The organism is Parahaliea maris (genome assembly GCF_008064665.1).
GTDB classification, from domain to species: Bacteria; Pseudomonadota; Gammaproteobacteria; order Pseudomonadales; family Halieaceae; genus Parahaliea; species Parahaliea maris.
Map to the genome: position 1 here is coordinate 139723 of NZ_VRZA01000003.1, position 15700 is coordinate 155422.

The window sequence follows — 15700 nt, forward strand, 5'->3', positions numbered from 1 at the left end:
CTCCAAGGAATCAGTATGAAACGAAAATTTCTCCCGTGGGGGCTGGCCGCGCTCACTTCACTTTCAGGTAGTCAGGCTTTCGCCGAAGTCCCCGCAGACCGTGTGTTCTATGGGGATCACATCATCACCATGGACTCCACCCTGCCAAGTGCTGAAGCCGTGGCCATCCGCGGCGACCGCATCGTCTACGTCGGTGACCGCGCGGGGGCCGGGGAGTTTGTGGGTGCCGATACCCAGGCGCTGGAGCTCGGCGATAAGGCCCTGGTACCCGGCCTGATCGACTCCCACGGCCATGTTACCGGGTCAGCGCGCCTGATCGATTACGTTAACGCTTCCTCTCCGCCGGTGGGCACCTCCGAAAATATCGCTGATATCCTCGAGCTGTTGAAGGAACGCCTGAAAACCAATCCGCCCCCTGAAGGCGGTTGGCTGGTGGCCTACGGCTACGATGACTCGCTGCTGGCGGAGAACCGCCACCCCACCCGTCACGATCTCGACAAGGTGTCTGCGGACGTGCCGATCTACATGTCGCATGTCTCCGGCCACCTGGGCACGGCCAACTCCGCCGCCCTGGCGGCCGCAGGGATTACCGAGGATACTCCCAATCCGCCCGGCGGCGTGATCCGTCGCGAGCGTGGCGGTAAAGTGCCCAACGGGGTCGTTGAAGAGACGGCGAACTACCTGTTCCGCAAAGCCCTGGCCGCAACCAGTGCCGGGGACTCGACTAAATTCGAGCGGCAATTGAAGGAGGCGGTACAGCAGTTCGCGAGTTACGGGATCACCACCATCCAGGACGGTGCTGCCCAGATGGCTGACGTCGCTGTGATGCGCAAAATGGCCGCAGCCGGCGAAATTGAAGCCGATATTGTAGCCATCCCCTTTGCCATGACGGGGATCGACTTCGACGAGGTCACCACGCTGGTGGAGGAAGGTTACCAGGGTGGTGTTCGCGTGGGCGGCGTCAAGTTCGTACTCGATGGTTCACCCCAGGGCCGTACTGCCTGGACCACCAAACCCTACAATGAAAATCCCCACGGCGTGGAAGGTCCCTACACCGCCTACTCCACCGTGGTCCCCAACGAATTCAAGGCTCAGGCCAATGACCTGCTGCACCGGGGTGTTCCCATTTACATGCACGGCAATGGTGATGCCGCCATCGACCTGGCGATGGACGCGGTGGGCGAGTCCTTTGACGGAGAGGAGCTTCCGGACCACCGCTCGGTGATCATTCACGCCCAGTTGATGCGCCCGGACCAGGTGGTCCGCGCCGCCGAGCTGGACATGGTGCCATCGTTCTACTCGGCCCACTCCTTCTTCTGGGGCGACTGGCACCGCCAGAGCTTTGGCGACGAGCGCGCCTTCCATATCAGCCCGGCGCAATCGGCGCTGCAAAAAGGCGTGCACTTCACCATCCACAACGACACCCCGGTGGTCCCGCCAGACATGATGCGCCTGATGTGGATTGCGGTGAACCGTGAGACCCGCAACGGGGTGATCCTCGGTGAGGACCAGGTGCTGTCACCCTACGACGCCCTGTACGCCATGACCCTGGGCGGCGCGTACCAGTACTTTGAGGAAGACAGCAAAGGTTCCCTGACCGTCGGCAAGCAGGCAGACCTGGCGGTACTGGGCGCCGACCCGCTCGAGGTGGACCCGAAGACCATCAAGGACATCCCGGTGCTGGAGACCATTTCCCGGGGCAAGACCATTTTCCAGCGATAACGTCAATCACGGCCCCGCTGGGCCCGGAGTGGGCGTTCCAGGCAATCAGCTGGATGATCCGCAGGGGTGCAAGGGTACTCGCCAGAGCTGGACTGGACCCAGTACCTGCGGGTAACTGGTCCTTTACACTGTGTGCGAACACCGATTTGATGGAGAGCAGGGTGAATTGCCGCCTGAGGGCCCTCCCGGCACCCTGCGGTGACCAAAACCGACAGTCAGTAAAGCTCAAGGAGTCAGCATGAAACGAAAACTTCTCCCCTGGGGGATAGCGATGCTAGCCGCGTTCTCCGGTGGCCACGCTTTCGCAGAAGCACCCGCCGACCGGGTGTTCTATGGCGACCACATCATCACCATGGACTCCGCCCTGCCCAGCGCCGAAGCCGTGGCAATCCGGGGAGATAGCATCGTCTACGTCGGTGACCGCGAAGGGGCGGGAGAATTTCTGGGAGCTGACACCCAATCGGTAGAGCTCGGCGACAAGGCCCTGGTACCCGGGCTGATCGACTCTCACGGCCATGTCACCATGTCCGCCCGCCTGATTGACTACGTCAACGCCTCTTCTCCTCCGGTGGGCACCTCGGAAAATATCGGAGACATTCTCGAGTTGCTGAAGGACCGCCTGAAGAACAACCCGCCCCCCGAAGGTGGCTGGCTGATGGCTTACGGCTACGACGACTCACTGCTGGCGGAAAACCGCCACCCCACCCGCCACGATCTCGACAAGGTTTCCGCGGACGTGCCAATTTACATGATGCACGTCTCCGGCCACCTCGGCGCCGCCAACTCCGCTGCCCTGGCGGCCGCGGGCATTACCGAGGACACACCGAATCCGCCCGGCGGGGTGTTCCGCAGGGAGCGCGGCAGCCAGGTACCGAATGGTGTGGTCGAGGAAGCGGCCATGCAGAAACTGCTGATGCCCCAGTTTGCAGCCAATGCCGGGGACAGCTCAAAATTCGAACGCCAACTCAAGGAGGCGGTACAGCAATTTGCCAGCTATGGCATCACTACGATCCAGGACGGTGGTGCCCAGATGATGGACGTCAACGTGATGCGGGACATGGCTGACAGAGGCGAAATCAAAGCGGATATTGTGGCCATCCCCGTGGCCCGTGGAAATCTCGACTTTGACGATGTTGCCGCGCTTTACGAGGAAGGCTATCACGGCAGCGTTCGCGTCGGTGGGGTCAAGTTTGTGGTTGATGGATCGCCACAAGGGCGCACCGCCTGGACCACCAAGCCCTACAATGCCAACCCCCACGGCGTGGAAGGCCCCTACACCGCCTATCCCACCGTGGTGCCCAACGAGTTCAAGGCCCAGACCAAAGACCTGCTGCACCGGGGCATTCCCGTCTACGCGCACGGTAACGGCGATGCGGCCATCGATTTGACCATGGACGCAGTCGAAGAGGCCTTCGAGGGGGAAGAGATCCCCGACCACCGTTCGGTGATCATCCACGCCCAGCTGATGCGCCCCGATCAGGTCGATCGAGCCGCCGAACTGGATATGGTGCCTTCTTTCTATTCGGCCCATTCCTTCTTCTGGGGTGACTGGCACCGGGAGAGTTTCGGCGACGAGCGCGCTTTCCACATCAGCCCGGCGCAATCGGCGCTACAGAAAGGTGTGCATTTCACCATCCACAACGACAGCCCGGTAGTGCCCCCGGACATGATGCGCCTGATGTGGATCGCGGTGAACCGCGAGACCCGTAATGGTGTGATCCTGGGCGAGGACCAGCGCCTGTCGCCCTACGACGCCCTGTACGCCATGACCCTGGGTGGCGCGTACCAGTATTTCGAGGAAGAGAAAAAGGGCTCCCTGACAGTGGGCAAACAGGCTGACCTCGTTGTACTGGGTGCCGACCCGCTTGAGGTCGATCCGAAGACCATCAAGGACATCCCGGTGCTGGAAACCATCTCCCGGGGTAAAACCATTTTCCAGCAATGAGCTGAACCCCGCTCTCGAGGGCATCAAATAGGCCGCTTCGGCCTATTTGATTGCCCGGAGACTCGGTAGAATATGCCGATGGACGTCTCCGATATTCTCTCCCCTCTCAATAGTGCCCAGCGCGAGGCAGTTGCCGCAGAAAGCGATAACCTGCTGGTGCTGGCCGGTGCCGGCAGCGGCAAAACCCGTGTACTGGTCCACCGTATCGCCTGGCTGATCCGGGCCCAGGGTCTCTCCCCCCACGCCATCCTCGCGGTGACCTTTACCAACAAGGCCGCCAAGGAGATGCGCAGCCGCATCGAGGAGATGATGAACATCTCCACCCGCGGCATGTGGGTGGGGACCTTCCACGGCCTGGCTCACCGCCTGCTCAAGGCGCACTGGAAGGAAGCCGGACTGCCGCAGAATTTCCAGATACTGGATGCCGACGACCAGCTGCGCCTGGTCAAGCGGGTCTGCCGTGAGCTGGACCTGGACGAGTCCCGCTGGCCCCCCAAGCAGGCCATGTGGTACATCAATGGCCAGAAGGACGAAGGCCTGCGGGCGGCCCATATCGAGGTGCCCCACGGCGACCTCTATGGCCAGACCATGCTGCGCGTCTACCAGGCCTATGAAACGGCCTGCAATCGCGCTGGCCTGGTCGACTTTGCCGAGTTGCTGTTGCGGGCCCATGAACTCTGGCTGAAAAGCCCCGCCGTGCTGGCCCATTACCAGGGCCGGTTCCGCCAGATCCTGGTGGACGAGTTCCAGGACACCAATACCATCCAGTACGCCTGGTTGCGGGTGCTCGCGGGCAAACAGATTCCCGTGGTGGCGGTGGGCGATGACGACCAGTCCATCTACGGCTGGCGCGGGGCCAAGATCGAAAACATCCAGCGTTTCGCCGACGATTTTGCCGGCTGCCAGACGGTGCGCCTGGAGCAGAACTACCGTTCCACCCAGACCATCCTGCAGGCGGCCAACGGGGTTATCGCCCACAATTTTGGCCGTCTCGGCAAGGAACTGTGGAGTTCCGGGGAGAGCGGCGAACCGATCACCCTCTATGCCGGCTTCAACGAACAGGACGAGGCGCGATTTATCGTCGAGCAGGCCCAGGCCTGGATCGATGACGGCAATGCCCGCAGCTCCGTGGCGGTGCTGTATCGCTCCAACGCCCAGTCGCGGGTGCTGGAGGAATCCCTGATACGCGCCGGCATTCCCTACCGTATTCACGGCGGCCAGCGTTTCTACGAGCGTATGGAAATCCGCAATGCCCTGGCTTACCTGCGGCTGATCCTCAACCGCGGTGACGACGCGGCCATCGAACGGGTGATCAACACGCCGCCCCGGGGCATCGGCAGCAAGACGCTGGAAACTGTGCGCGAGGTGGCGCGTACCCGGGAGATATCCCTGTGGCAGGCCATTCGATTCGCCATTTCCGAAAAGCTCCTGCCGGCCCGCGCCCTTGGCGCGCTGGAGGGGTTCTCGGTGCTGATCGACGAGATGGATAACGGCACTGATGAGATGCTGCTGGAAGAACTGGTGGAGCACGTCGAGCACGCCTCCGGGCTGATCGAATTCCACAAAAAGGAAAAGGGCGAGAAGGGCCAGGCCAGGGTGGAAAACCTCGAGGAACTGGTGAGTGCCGCGCGCCAGTTCGAGCCAGAGGGCGAAGAACTCTCACCGCTACAGCAGTTTCTCGACAACGCTGCACTGGATGCGGGTGACGCCCAGGCCGATGCCCATGAGGACAGCATCCAGTTGATGACCCTGCACTCGGCGAAGGGTCTCGAGTTTCCCCTGGTGTTCCTGGCGGGGATGGAAGAGAACCTGTTTCCCCACCGAATGTCGCTGGAGGAGCCCGGCCGCCTCGAGGAGGAACGCCGGTTGTGTTATGTGGGGATTACCCGGGCCATGGCGCGCCTGTACATCACCTACGCCGAGACCCGGCGTATTCACGGCAGTGAGTCCTACAACAGCCCTTCGCGCTTTATCCGCGAAATCCCCGCGGAACTGCTGCAGGAAGTACGCCTCAACAATACGGTAGCGGCGCCGGTCAGCAGCCTGACCCAGGCCCAGGTGCCCGACACCGGCCTCAGCCTGGGCCAGCGCGTGTTCCACCAGATCTTCGGCGAGGGAGTGGTGTTAAACTTCGAAGGGCGTGGGAACAATGCCCGGGTGGAAGTGCACTTCGACGCCGAGGGCAGCAAGTGGCTGGTGGTGCAATACGCCAACCTGCAGTGCCTGTAGGGCTCGGTCGACCCGGGCCTGGATAATAACAACCGTCAAACAGACCTGATAATCGATGACCAATAACTCGACCCGTTACGCTCCCCTCATCATCCTGCTGCTGGTTGCCGCCCTGGTACTGGTGATCGGCCTGTGGGCGAGTGACGTGGGGCGTGCCGCCCGCCAGAATCACACCACGGGTGAGATGGCTGCGGCGGGGCAGCAAGCGCAATACCACTGGAAGATCGTTACCACCTGGCCCAAGAACCTCCCGGGACTGGGCGCTGCGCCGGAAAACTTCGCCCGCCTGTTGGGTGAGATGAGCGGCGGTCGGCTGACGGCCAGGGTCTATGGCGCCGGAGAAATCGTACCCGCCTTCGAGGTGTTCGACGCCGTCTCCCAGGGGGTGGCCGACGCCGGGCATGGCGCGTCCTACTACTGGAAGGGCAAGATCCCCTCTTCCGTATTTTTTACTGCGGTACCCTTCGGAATGACCGCCCAGGAGATGAACGGCTGGTTGCAGTATGGCGGGGGCCTGGAGGTCTGGCGCGAAGTCTACGCGCCGTTCAACATTGTGCCCTATGCCGGTGGCAGTACCGGGGTGCAGATGGCGGGCTGGTTCAATCGTGAACTCAAAAGCGTAGACGATCTCAAGGGCCTGAAAATGCGTATTCCCGGACTGGCCGGGGATGTATTCACCCGTGCCGGAGGGACTTCCGTACGGATTCCCGGTGGCGAGGTTTACACCTCACTGCAAACCGGCGTGATCGACGCCGCCGAATGGGTTGGGCCGTATAACGACCTGGCACTGGGTCTGCACGAGGTGGCGAAATACTACTACTACCCCGGCTGGCACGAACCGGGCGCCATGCTCGAGTTTATCGTCAACCAGGATTCACTGGCCGCCCTGCCACCAGATCTTCAGGCAATTGTGCAGGGCGCCGCCCAGGCGGCCAACCTGGAAATGCTCAATGAGTTCACCGCCCGCAACAACACGGCCCTGCGGGAACTGGTGGACAATCACGGTGTGCAGCTACGGCGGTTGCCGGATGATGTGCTGAAGGCACTGTATGACGCGAGCGAGGAAGTGCTGGCGGAACTGGTGGCGTCTGACCCGCTGGCCGCGAAGGTAAATGCCTCTTTCCAGGCCTTCTACCGCAATGTGCGCGCCTACCACCATATTTCCGAGCAGGCCTATATCAATGCCCGCGATGTGGTGCTACCTCCCGAGGGAGAGGTAGCGAAGCAACCGGACTAGCCGGTTCAGGGGTTGATGGCGCGGGTGCGGCCCTTCTCGTCGATGGCCACAAAGACGAACTCGCCCTCGGTCACCTTGAGTGGGTCGCCGTCGTGCTTGGAGTTGATCCAGACCTCTACCACGATGCGAATCGAGCTGCGGCCAACGTCCACCACATCGCAATAGCAGCTCACCACCGCACCTACGTGCACTGGGGTGAGAAAGGCCATGCCGCTAATGGCGACGGTGGCCACGCGCCCTCCCGCCACGTCCGTAGCGGTGATAGAGCCGCCAATATCCATCTGGGACAGCAGCCAGCCGCCGAAGATATCCCCGTTGGCATTGGTGTCCTTGGGCATGGCGATGGTCTGCAGGGCCAGTTCTCCCTGGGGAATGGGGGCGGAATCTATATCACTCATGGTTTCGCGACTCGCGTGCGCTCAGGGGTTTATCGGGCCAGTTGTGCCGGCAGCCAGGTAGCCAGGTCGGGCCACACCCACAGGGTGGCCAACACCAGCAACTGGATAAGTATAAAAGGAATAACCCCCCGGTAGATAGCGCTGGTCGGCAGGGATTCCGGCGCTACCCCCCGCAGGTAAAACAGGGCAAAGCCGAAGGGGGGTGTCAGGAAGGAAGTCTGCAGGTTGATGGCTATCATGATCCCGAGCCAGATCGGGTCCAGGCCCATGGCCAGCAATATCGGGCCCACGATCGGCACCACCACGAAGGTGATCTCGATGAAGTCGAGGATGAATCCCAGCAGGAATATGATCAACATGACCACCAGGGTTGCCCCCAGCACACCGCCGGGGAGCCCCTCGAAAAAGTGGTGAATGAGCTCTTCGCCGCCAAATCCGCGGAAAACCAGGGAAAACAGTGCCGCCCCGATCAGGATCATGAACACCATGCAGGTCACCTCCATGGTGTCGCGGGCAACCTCCCGCAGGCGAGCTACATCCATTTGCCCCTTGGCGAGGGCCAGCAGCAGTGCGCCGACGGCTCCGACACCTGCCGCCTCCGTGGGGGTGGCCGCTCCGGCCAGAATAGAACCCAGTACCACGGCGATCAGCAGCAGCGGGGGAACCAGGCCCTTGAGCAGCGCGTGCCCGGGCAGTGGTTCCTGCTCCGCCGGTGGCGCGTGCTCGGGCCGGAACCAGGCGACCAGCAGCACATAGGCCATGTACAGGGCGACCAGCAGCAGGCCCGGGAACAGGGCGCCGATGAACAGGTCGCCGACGGATACCGTCTTGGGATTGAAAATGTTCATGGCCAGCTGGGCCTGCTGGTAGGCGTTCGAGAGCACGTCACCGAGCAGCACCAGCGCGATGGACGGCGGAATAATCTGCCCCAGGGTGCCGGTGGCGCAGATGGTGCCGGTAGCGAGTGAGGGTTTGTAGCCTCCCTTGAGCATACTCGGCAGTGACAGCAGACCCATGGTGACTACGGTCGCACCGACAATACCGGTACTGGCTGCCAGCAGGGTACCCACCAGGATCACCGAAATACCGAGGCCACCCCGCAAACGGCCAAAGACCCGGGACATGCTGTCGAGCAGTTCTTCTGCCACCCGGGATTTTTCCAGCGTCACGCCCATGAGGATGAACAGCGGTACCGCGATGAGGGTGGTATTGCTGATGGTGCCGAACAGCCGGCCCGGCAGGGCAGACAGGAAACTGGGGTCGAAGCCTCCCGCGATAATGCCTCCGGCGGCGAAAGCCAGGGCGGTGCCCGCCAGGGTAAACGCCACCGGGTAACCCAGCATCAGCAGCAGGCAGACCGCCGCGAACATCAACAGCGCAATGTAGCCGCTCATGCCGAGGCATCCCTGTTGTGCATCAGAACCTCGGCGCTGCGCAGGGTTTCCGCCAGCCCCTGCAGGAAGAGGTTGGCCGCCATTAACGGCAACAGCGTCTTGAGCAGGAAGACGGCGGGAATGCCCCCCGGTTCCGGCGAGCTTTCCCGGATGACCCAGGCTTCGGCCACATAGTTCCAGCTGATGGCGAAGATGAAGGCACACAGGGGCAGCAGGAACACGATGCCGCCGAGGGCGTTTACCCATGCCTTTGCCCGTGGGGAGAAGTGACGGTAGAAAATGTCCACCCGCACATGGCCGTCCCGGCGCAGGGTATAGGCGGCCCCGAGGGTGAAGAGCGTACCGTGAAGGTAGGTAATGGCCTCCTGGGCGGCGATGGAGCCGACATTGAAGCCGTAACGCATGACCACGACCAGTGCAGTCAGCAGGGCCATGGCCACTGCCAGCCAGGCCAGGAGGCGGCCGCTGGCTTCGGTAAAGCGGTCGATCGCGGCGATCAGTCGGGGCATTCGTTATTGGACTTTTGCAACGGTGGGGCGGAGCGTATCATAGCCCCTCAATTCACGCGAAAGCTTCCCCGCCCCGGTTGTCGCCGAGGGCCTGTGGATGAGGATTCATGCTCACTGTAATATCTCCAGCCAAGACACTCGATTTCGATACCCCGCCCCACACTCGCAAAGCCACCCAGCCGCAGTTTATCGACCGCGCCGCCGACCTGGTGGAGGATGCACGGGGGCTTGGTCCCGACGATATCCGCGAGTTAATGGGGGTGAGCGAAAATATCGCGGAACTCAACCACGCCCGCTTCATGAACTGGGCGCAGCCCTTTTCCCTCGACAATGCCAAGCAGGCGGTGCTGGCTTTTCGCGGCGACGTCTATACCGGCCTTGAAGCCGATACCCTGAGCGCCAGCCAGCTCGGCTACGCCCAGAAACACCTGCGCATTCTCTCCGGCCTGTACGGCCTGCTGCGTCCGCTCGACCTGATGCAGCCCTACCGCCTGGAAATGGGCCTGAAATTTGCTAACCGCGGCGGCAAGAACCTGTACGAATTCTGGGGTTCGGAGCTGACATCCGCCCTCAATACCGCCCTGAAAAAATCGGCTAACCCGGTACTGGTGAACCTGGCGTCCAATGAGTATTTCCGGGCGGTGAAACCGCGGGAGCTAGAGGCGGACATCATCACCCCGGTGTTCAAGGACCTCAAGAACGGCAAGTACAAGGTCATCAGCTTTTATGCCAAGAAGGCCCGGGGCCAGATGGCCCGCCACATCATCGAGCAGGAGCTCGATGATGTGGCGGGACTCAAGAAGTTCCGCCGGGACGGTTATCGCTACAATGCAAAAGAGTCCAGCGCGCGGGAACTGGTATTTACCCGGGACGTTCCACCCACAGCCGCGTAATCCCGGATACCGCTCCATACAATAAAATTTAAAGGAGACCCCATGACCAATCCGCCACTTAGTGTAGCCATCATTGGCGCCGGTATGTCTGGCCTGTGCATGGGGATAAAACTGCGCGACCGGGGCATCGATGACTTCGTGATCCTGGAAAAATCCGCAGGTGTCGGCGGTACCTGGTACGACAATACCTATCCCGGTGCCTGCTGCGACGTGCCCTCGGTGTTGTACAGCTACTCCTTTGAGCCCAACCCCTGGTGGTCGCGCAAGTATTCCCCTCACAACGAGATCAGGGCCTACTTTGAGCACTGTGCGGACAAATACGAGCTGCGTTCCCGCTTGCGCCTGGAGACGCCTGTGTCGACAGCCCGCTTCGACGAGGAAAGGGGTCTCTGGGTGCTTGCGCTCGCCAACGGGGAGCAGATCGAGGCCCGGGCACTGGTCAGTGGCCTGGGCCAGCTCAACCTGCCTTACACACCGGAGTTCGAGGGCGCCGGGGAATTCACTGGCGAGCAGTTCCACTCCGCGCGCTGGAATCATGATGTCGACCTGACCGGCAAGCGGGTGGCGGTTATCGGCAACGCCGCCAGTGCCCTGCAATTCATTCCCCACGTGGCACAGCAGGCAGCCCAGGTAAACGTTTACCAGCGCAGTGCCAACTACGTGATTCCCCGCAACGACAGCCCCTACACGGCGAAGGAGCAACAGCGCTTCTCGCGGCACCCCTGGTGGCAGAAGCTGCACCGGTTCGGCGTGTACCTGCGGGCGGAAGGTATTTTCTACCCGACATTGCGCGGCCGCAGCCTGTTGCGGCGCCTGTGGGTCAAATGGTGTCGCGACTACCTGAATGACAACATCAGCGACCCCGTGCTCAAAGACAAGCTCACACCAGACTATCCGGTGGGCTGTAAACGCATCCTGATCAGTGACGATTACTACCAGGCGCTGGCGCGGGACAATGTGGACGTGGTGACGTCGCCGATTACGGGGATATCGGAAGAGGGAGTGTGCACCGAGGATCGTGAACCGCGTCCAGCGGATGTGATCATCTATGGCACTGGCTTCCGTACCAGCGAGATGCTCAGCGGTGTGCAGTTTACCGGTCGTGACGGCCTCGACCTGCAGCAGGCCTGGCGCGACGGGGCGGAAGCCTACCGCGGAGTCTGCGTATCCGGCTTCCCCAACTTCTTCATGCTCTACGGCCCGAACACTAACCTCGGCAGCAACTCCATTATTTTCATGACCGAGCGTCAGGTAAATTACGCCGTGGCCTGTATCGAGAAACTGCTGACTCACGATCTGCGCAGCCTGGACGTTAACGCCAATGTGATGCGCGACTACAATCGTTATATCCAGAAAGAACTGGATGGTACGGTTTGGGTAGCTTCCTGTGACAGCTGGTACAAGAACGCCGCCGGCAAGGTCGTAAACAACTGGCCGCGCTCTACCACCTACTACTGGTGGCATATGCGTGCGCCTGAATTCACTGATTTTGATATGACGTGATCGGAGAATAATGGACGGATTGCCCTACTCCCAGGCCTGCGAGAATAACAAGGCGCCGATCCTGGCGGTGCTTGAGCGGCTTCTGGCCAATAGCACCCAGGTGTTGGAGATAGGTTCCGGCACCGGGCAGCACGCCACCTGGTTCGCCGGCCACCTGCCGCACCTGGTCTGGCAGCCCACCGATCTCCACGACCATCTGCCGACACTTTCGCTGCGTTGTGCCATGTATGAGGGCAGCAACCTGTTGCCGCCGCTGGCTCTGGATGTGTGCCTGCACCCCTGGCCTGCCGAGGTTCACGACGCGGTATTCACGGCCAACAGTTTCCACATCATGTCCTTCGCCGCGGTGGAGCAGTGTTTCGCTGAACTCGGGCGCCGGGCCCACCCGAATACGCTGCTCTGTGTCTACGGGCCATTCAATTACAACGGCCAGTACACCAGCGAGAGCAATGCCCGCTTCGACCAGTGGCTGGGGCAACAGCATCCCGACAGTGCCATTCGCGATTTCGAGGCGGTGGATGCGCTGGCGCGGCAGGCGGGGTTCGAGCTGGTGGAGGACAATGCGATGCCGGCGAATAACCGGTTGTTGGTGTGGCGGAAGCAGGAGTAGCCCGCTATTCGATTACGCAATTGTCTGAAGGGTACATGGTTGAGCACTCCGTAGCTCGGGCGCGAGCTGGGCGCACGCCTCCCCGGACACGCTAAAATCGTGACATCCATGTCGCGCTCCTCAGTCCGAATGCGGCCCAGACCATCCATGGCCGCTGAAGGTCCGGCGAGGCGCACCCCAGCTCACACCCTGGCTGAGAGCGTAATTCCTCGTTAAACGAAGCGAAGTGAACGAATGCGAGCGGCTGGCGGAGGAGCGCGTGTGGTACCCGGAACCTTTTCGGGACCGTCAGCGGCATGGATGCCGCTGAAGAGCCCCCAAGGACGGGTTCACGGCGTGTCCCGAAAAGGTTCCGGGTGCCGCATGCGCGGGTTCAAAACGCACAGACCATGGTCCAGGCGCTTCCTGAAAATGCTATACACCATCAATCTGCTTGAACGGCAACAGCGTCGCCGCCTCTTCCCGGTAGCGATCGATGTGCTGCCGCTCTTCCCGGGTGAAATCTGCCACCGCTGAAGCCAGTCGATGATCGGCAATCCAGTGATTCGAGTAGGTGTAGACCGGGGTGAAGCCCCGTTGGATCTTGTGCTCGCCCTGGGCGCCGGGGTCGAAGCGTTGCAGGCCCTGCTCGATGCAGTACTCGATGCCCTGGTAGTAACAGGCTTCAAAATGCAGGCAGTCGTATTCTGCCTCGCAGCCCCAGTAGCGCCCGTACAGCGTATCGCCGGAGCGGAAATACAGCGCCGCGGCCACGTCTTCCCCGTTCAGGTCCGCCACCACCATCATCACCTGGTCGCCCAGTGAGGGCGCCACCTCGGTAAAGAACTCCCTGCTCAGGTAGCCGCCGTGCCCGCTGCGCTTGGCGTAGGTGAGCTGGTAGAAGCGGTGAAAGCGGGTCCAGTTGTGTGGCTGGATGTCACTGCCCTGCAGGCGCCTGAGGGTCAGGCCCTGCTCGGCGACCCGTTGGCGCTCCCGGCGCAGGTTCTTGCGCTTGCGGCTGGAGAAGGTGGCGAGGAACTCCTCAAAGTTGGCGAAACCCCGGTTCAGCCAGTGAAACTGTACCGCGAGGCGCTGGGCGGTTTGCTGCCCCAGCAGCGCGTCGGATTCCTCCCGCGTTGGGAACAGCAGGTGCCAGGAGGAAATGTCCTGCTCCCCGGCGAGGCGGCGTATGCCCTGCAGCATCAGGGGCCAGATATCCTCCGGCGAATAGCCAGCGGCACAGCACAGCCGGGGTCCTGTAGCGGGCGTAAAGGGAATGGCGGAAACCAGCTTGGGGTAGTAACTGAGCCCCATGCGCTTCCAGGCGTCGGCCCAGGCCCAGTCGAAGACGTATTCACCCCAGGAGTGACTCTTGAGGTAGAGGGGCAGCAGGGCGGCCAGCTTCTCGCCCTGCCATAGCAGGGCATGGCAGGGCTGCCAGCCGTTGTCGGCCGTGGTGCAGTCGCTGTGTTCCAGGCCGTAAAGAAAACCGTGACGCAGGAAGGGATAGTCGTCGCCGGTCAGGGTGTCCCACTCGTCGGCGCTGACGGCGGCCAGGGTTGCAAGGAATTCGAGGCGGAACTCCGGGTCTGCGCTCATGCGGCGCTGGCGTAGTGCAACACGATGCCCAGGAAAACCGCGAACCCGACCCAGTTGTTGTGCAGGAAGGCGCGGAAGCAGGCCATGCGCTCGCGTTCGCGAATTAGCCACTGGTGGTAGAGGAACAGCCCCGCTACCACCGCGAGGGCCGCGCCGTACCAGATCCCGAGGCCGAAGGTGAGCCCCGCCATGACCCAGCAGGCCAGGCACAGCAGTTGCAGCAAACCAATGATCAGGCGATCGGCTGTGCCGAACAGTACGGCGGTGGACTTGATGCCCACTTTCAGGTCGTCGTCCCGGTCGACCATTGCGTACTCGGTATCAAATACCACGGTCCATAACAAGTTGGCGGCAAACAGCCACCAGAGTCCGGAGGGCAGGGCGTTTTGCTGGGCGGCGAAGGCCATGGGTATACCCCATGAAAACGCGGCACCCAGGACGACCTGGGGCCAGTGCGTATAGCGCTTCATGAAGGGGTAGGTTGCGGTCAGCGCCACTGCGGCGAAGGACAGGGCGATAGTGAAGGGGTTGGTCAGCAGTACCAGGCCGAATGCGGCCAGGCACAGCCCCAGCATCAACAGGCGGGCTTCAGCGACGCTGACCGCCCCTGTCACCAATGGCCGCTCACAGGTGCGCTTCACTGCCCCGTCGAAATTGCGATCGGCCAGGTCATTGACGATGCAACCGGCGGAGCGCATCAGGAAGGTGCCGAGGGTAAATATGACCAACAGGTCGATTTCGGGCAGGCCGCCCGCGGCTATCCACAGGGCCCAGTAGGTGGGCCACAGCAGCAGCAGGCTGCCGATGGGCTTGTCGAAGCGTATCAGCTGCAACAGGGCTTGCGGCTTGGCGAGAGTGGTCATGGCGTTTCGATGGGTGCGTTGGCGTCAGCTGCCAGCTTACTGTTTTGGCCGCAGGATTGCAGCGCTGACCTTACCCCGCTGGCTGCGGTGTACCGGGAGCACGGCACTCCAGGGTCGGAATGGTTCGAGAAAGACCTCACTGACCATTAGTCGCCGGCCGCTGATATCAAAGCAGGAGCGGCGCCCCCAGGCGGCCTCCCGTTGTCGCAGGAATTCCGGCAGATAGTGGTTGTCCCCGGGGATGGTGGCGAGTTCGAAGGGGCTGCGGTGCATCTGGGGAAAGCGGAAAAGAATCGCGCCGAGGGCCCGGTTGCGCAGCTGCCGCAGGTGTCGCAGCTCCCCGACCAGGCTGGAAACAGGGAACAGGCTGCGGGCAAACACCAGGGGTTCGTCGTCAATGGTCAGGACCACCTCCCGCACCAGGGCGCGCTGGCGCAGTGGCATCGCCAGCAGGCGGCGTTCACTCGGATGCGGCGTCACCCACTCCTGGCGCAGGCGCCGGACCCTGAACTGGCCCGCGTGACTGGCGATAAGGCGTCCGGTCAGGGAGCCGTCGTCGAGCAGCCAGGCGCGATCGCGGCTGCCGAGCTGGTGGTTGGCGAATTGGGTTGCGGGGCGCCACTGGGGTTCGGCCTGCGGAAGCGGTACTGGCACGCTGTCTCTCTGTGTGGGAGTCTCGCGATAAATGCAGGGCGAGCATGCGGTATCACCTGAAGTGGCGCAAGGTTGGTTTCAGTGATTTATCGGTGGCGGGTCGAATATATGCTACCGTGCACCGCCGGAGCGTCGGTTTCGGCCCTTGCACAATTTTCATACAAC

Annotated in this window: 13 protein-coding genes; 7 read left to right on the forward strand and 6 right to left on the reverse strand. The window is 62.1% G+C overall.

Going from position 1 to position 15700, the window contains the following annotated elements; translation table 11 throughout:
* The first annotated feature begins 15 nt into the window (after positions 1-15).
* The 4 genes from FV139_RS09010 (at position 16) to FV139_RS09025 (ending at position 7133) form a co-directional block, all read left to right on the forward strand.
* The gene (locus FV139_RS09010; protein WP_148068113.1) at positions 16-1722 is read left to right on the forward strand and encodes an amidohydrolase; all 1707 of its coding nucleotides are present in this window, start codon (positions 16-18) and stop codon (positions 1720-1722) included.
* A gap of 238 nt (positions 1723-1960) precedes the next feature.
* Positions 1961-3667 (forward strand): amidohydrolase, encoded by a 1707-nt coding sequence (locus FV139_RS09015; protein ID WP_148068114.1) that lies wholly within the window; start codon positions 1961-1963, stop codon positions 3665-3667.
* Positions 3668-3745: 78 nt separating this feature from the next.
* Entirely contained in the window at positions 3746-5896 is a 2151-nt protein-coding gene (gene uvrD / locus FV139_RS09020) for a DNA helicase II (RefSeq protein WP_148068633.1), read from the forward strand.
* Positions 5897-5951: 55 nt separating this feature from the next.
* Positions 5952-7133 (forward strand): TRAP transporter substrate-binding protein, encoded by a 1182-nt coding sequence (locus tag FV139_RS09025; protein WP_148068115.1) that lies wholly within the window; start codon positions 5952-5954, stop codon positions 7131-7133.
* A 5-nt stretch (positions 7134-7138) separates the two neighbouring features.
* Here FV139_RS09025 and FV139_RS09030 read toward each other — a convergent pair whose 3' ends face one another.
* The 3 genes from FV139_RS09030 to FV139_RS09040 are packed head-to-tail and all read right to left on the reverse strand — an operon-like array spanning position 7139 to position 9434.
* Positions 7139-7531 carry an acyl-CoA thioesterase gene (locus FV139_RS09030; protein WP_148068116.1) on the reverse strand — a complete coding sequence of 131 codons (393 nt, stop codon included), beginning with the start codon at positions 7529-7531 and terminating at the stop codon, positions 7139-7141.
* Between the two features lie 29 nt (positions 7532-7560).
* Positions 7561-8925, reverse strand: coding sequence for a TRAP transporter large permease (locus FV139_RS09035; protein ID WP_148068117.1), 1365 nt, complete (start codon positions 8923-8925; stop codon positions 7561-7563).
* Positions 8922-9434 carry a TRAP transporter small permease subunit gene (locus FV139_RS09040; protein ID WP_148068118.1) on the reverse strand — a complete coding sequence of 171 codons (513 nt, stop codon included), beginning with the start codon at positions 9432-9434 and terminating at the stop codon, positions 8922-8924. Before FV139_RS09040 ends, FV139_RS09035 begins: the two co-directional genes overlap by 4 nt.
* 107 nt (positions 9435-9541) lie before the next feature.
* Between FV139_RS09040 and yaaA the strand changes: the two genes are divergently transcribed.
* From yaaA to FV139_RS09055, 3 genes are read left to right on the forward strand one after another with little or no spacing between them, the layout of a single operon-like run.
* Complete coding sequence (gene yaaA / locus FV139_RS09045) at positions 9542-10327, forward strand: peroxide stress protein YaaA (protein ID WP_148068119.1); 786 nt, start codon at positions 9542-9544, stop codon at positions 10325-10327.
* A gap of 42 nt (positions 10328-10369) precedes the next feature.
* Positions 10370-11830 (forward strand): flavin-containing monooxygenase, encoded by a 1461-nt coding sequence (locus tag FV139_RS09050; protein WP_148068120.1) that lies wholly within the window; start codon positions 10370-10372, stop codon positions 11828-11830.
* Between the two features lie 10 nt (positions 11831-11840).
* Positions 11841-12440, forward strand: a complete 600-nt coding sequence (locus FV139_RS09055; protein ID WP_148068121.1) for a DUF938 domain-containing protein — start codon at positions 11841-11843, stop codon at positions 12438-12440.
* Between the two features lie 414 nt (positions 12441-12854).
* Here FV139_RS09055 and FV139_RS09065 read toward each other — a convergent pair whose 3' ends face one another.
* Genes FV139_RS09065 through FV139_RS09075 form a run of 3 tightly spaced genes read right to left on the reverse strand, consistent with a single transcriptional unit; the run spans position 12855 to position 15535 of the window.
* Positions 12855-14018 carry a GNAT family N-acetyltransferase gene (locus FV139_RS09065; protein ID WP_148068123.1) on the reverse strand — a complete coding sequence of 388 codons (1164 nt, stop codon included), beginning with the start codon at positions 14016-14018 and terminating at the stop codon, positions 12855-12857.
* A complete protein-coding gene (ubiA, locus tag FV139_RS09070) occupies positions 14015-14881 on the reverse strand; it encodes a 4-hydroxybenzoate octaprenyltransferase (protein WP_148068124.1) in 867 nt (288 codons plus the stop codon). Before ubiA ends, FV139_RS09065 begins: the two co-directional genes overlap by 4 nt.
* A 36-nt stretch (positions 14882-14917) precedes the next feature.
* The gene (locus FV139_RS09075; protein WP_187276461.1) at positions 14918-15535 is read right to left on the reverse strand and encodes a chorismate--pyruvate lyase family protein; all 618 of its coding nucleotides are present in this window, start codon (positions 15533-15535) and stop codon (positions 14918-14920) included.
* Positions 15536-15700: the final 165 nt, after the last annotated feature.

Bases quoted from the DNA above. Each gene is read 5' to 3' on its own strand.
- FV139_RS09050 (WP_148068120.1), top strand. From the start codon at position 10,370: ATGACCAATCCGCCACTTAGTGTAGCCATCATTGGCGCCGGTATGTCT.
- FV139_RS09035 (WP_148068117.1), bottom strand. From the start codon at position 8,925: ATGAGCGGCTACATTGCGCTGTTGATGTTCGCGGCGGTCTGCCTGCTG.
- yaaA (WP_148068119.1), top strand. From the start codon at position 9,542: ATGCTCACTGTAATATCTCCAGCCAAGACACTCGATTTCGATACCCCG.
- ubiA (WP_148068124.1), bottom strand. From the start codon at position 14,881: ATGACCACTCTCGCCAAGCCGCAAGCCCTGTTGCAGCTGATACGCTTC.
- FV139_RS09025 (WP_148068115.1), top strand. From the start codon at position 5,952: ATGACCAATAACTCGACCCGTTACGCTCCCCTCATCATCCTGCTGCTG.
- FV139_RS09055 (WP_148068121.1), top strand. From the start codon at position 11,841: ATGGACGGATTGCCCTACTCCCAGGCCTGCGAGAATAACAAGGCGCCG.
- FV139_RS09030 (WP_148068116.1), bottom strand. From the start codon at position 7,531: ATGAGTGATATAGATTCCGCCCCCATTCCCCAGGGAGAACTGGCCCTG.
- FV139_RS09010 (WP_148068113.1), top strand. From the start codon at position 16: ATGAAACGAAAATTTCTCCCGTGGGGGCTGGCCGCGCTCACTTCACTT.
- FV139_RS09040 (WP_148068118.1), bottom strand. From the start codon at position 9,434: ATGCCCCGACTGATCGCCGCGATCGACCGCTTTACCGAAGCCAGCGGC.
- FV139_RS09015 (WP_148068114.1), top strand. From the start codon at position 1,961: ATGAAACGAAAACTTCTCCCCTGGGGGATAGCGATGCTAGCCGCGTTC.
- uvrD (WP_148068633.1), top strand. From the start codon at position 3,746: ATGGACGTCTCCGATATTCTCTCCCCTCTCAATAGTGCCCAGCGCGAG.
- FV139_RS09065 (WP_148068123.1), bottom strand. From the start codon at position 14,018: ATGAGCGCAGACCCGGAGTTCCGCCTCGAATTCCTTGCAACCCTGGCC.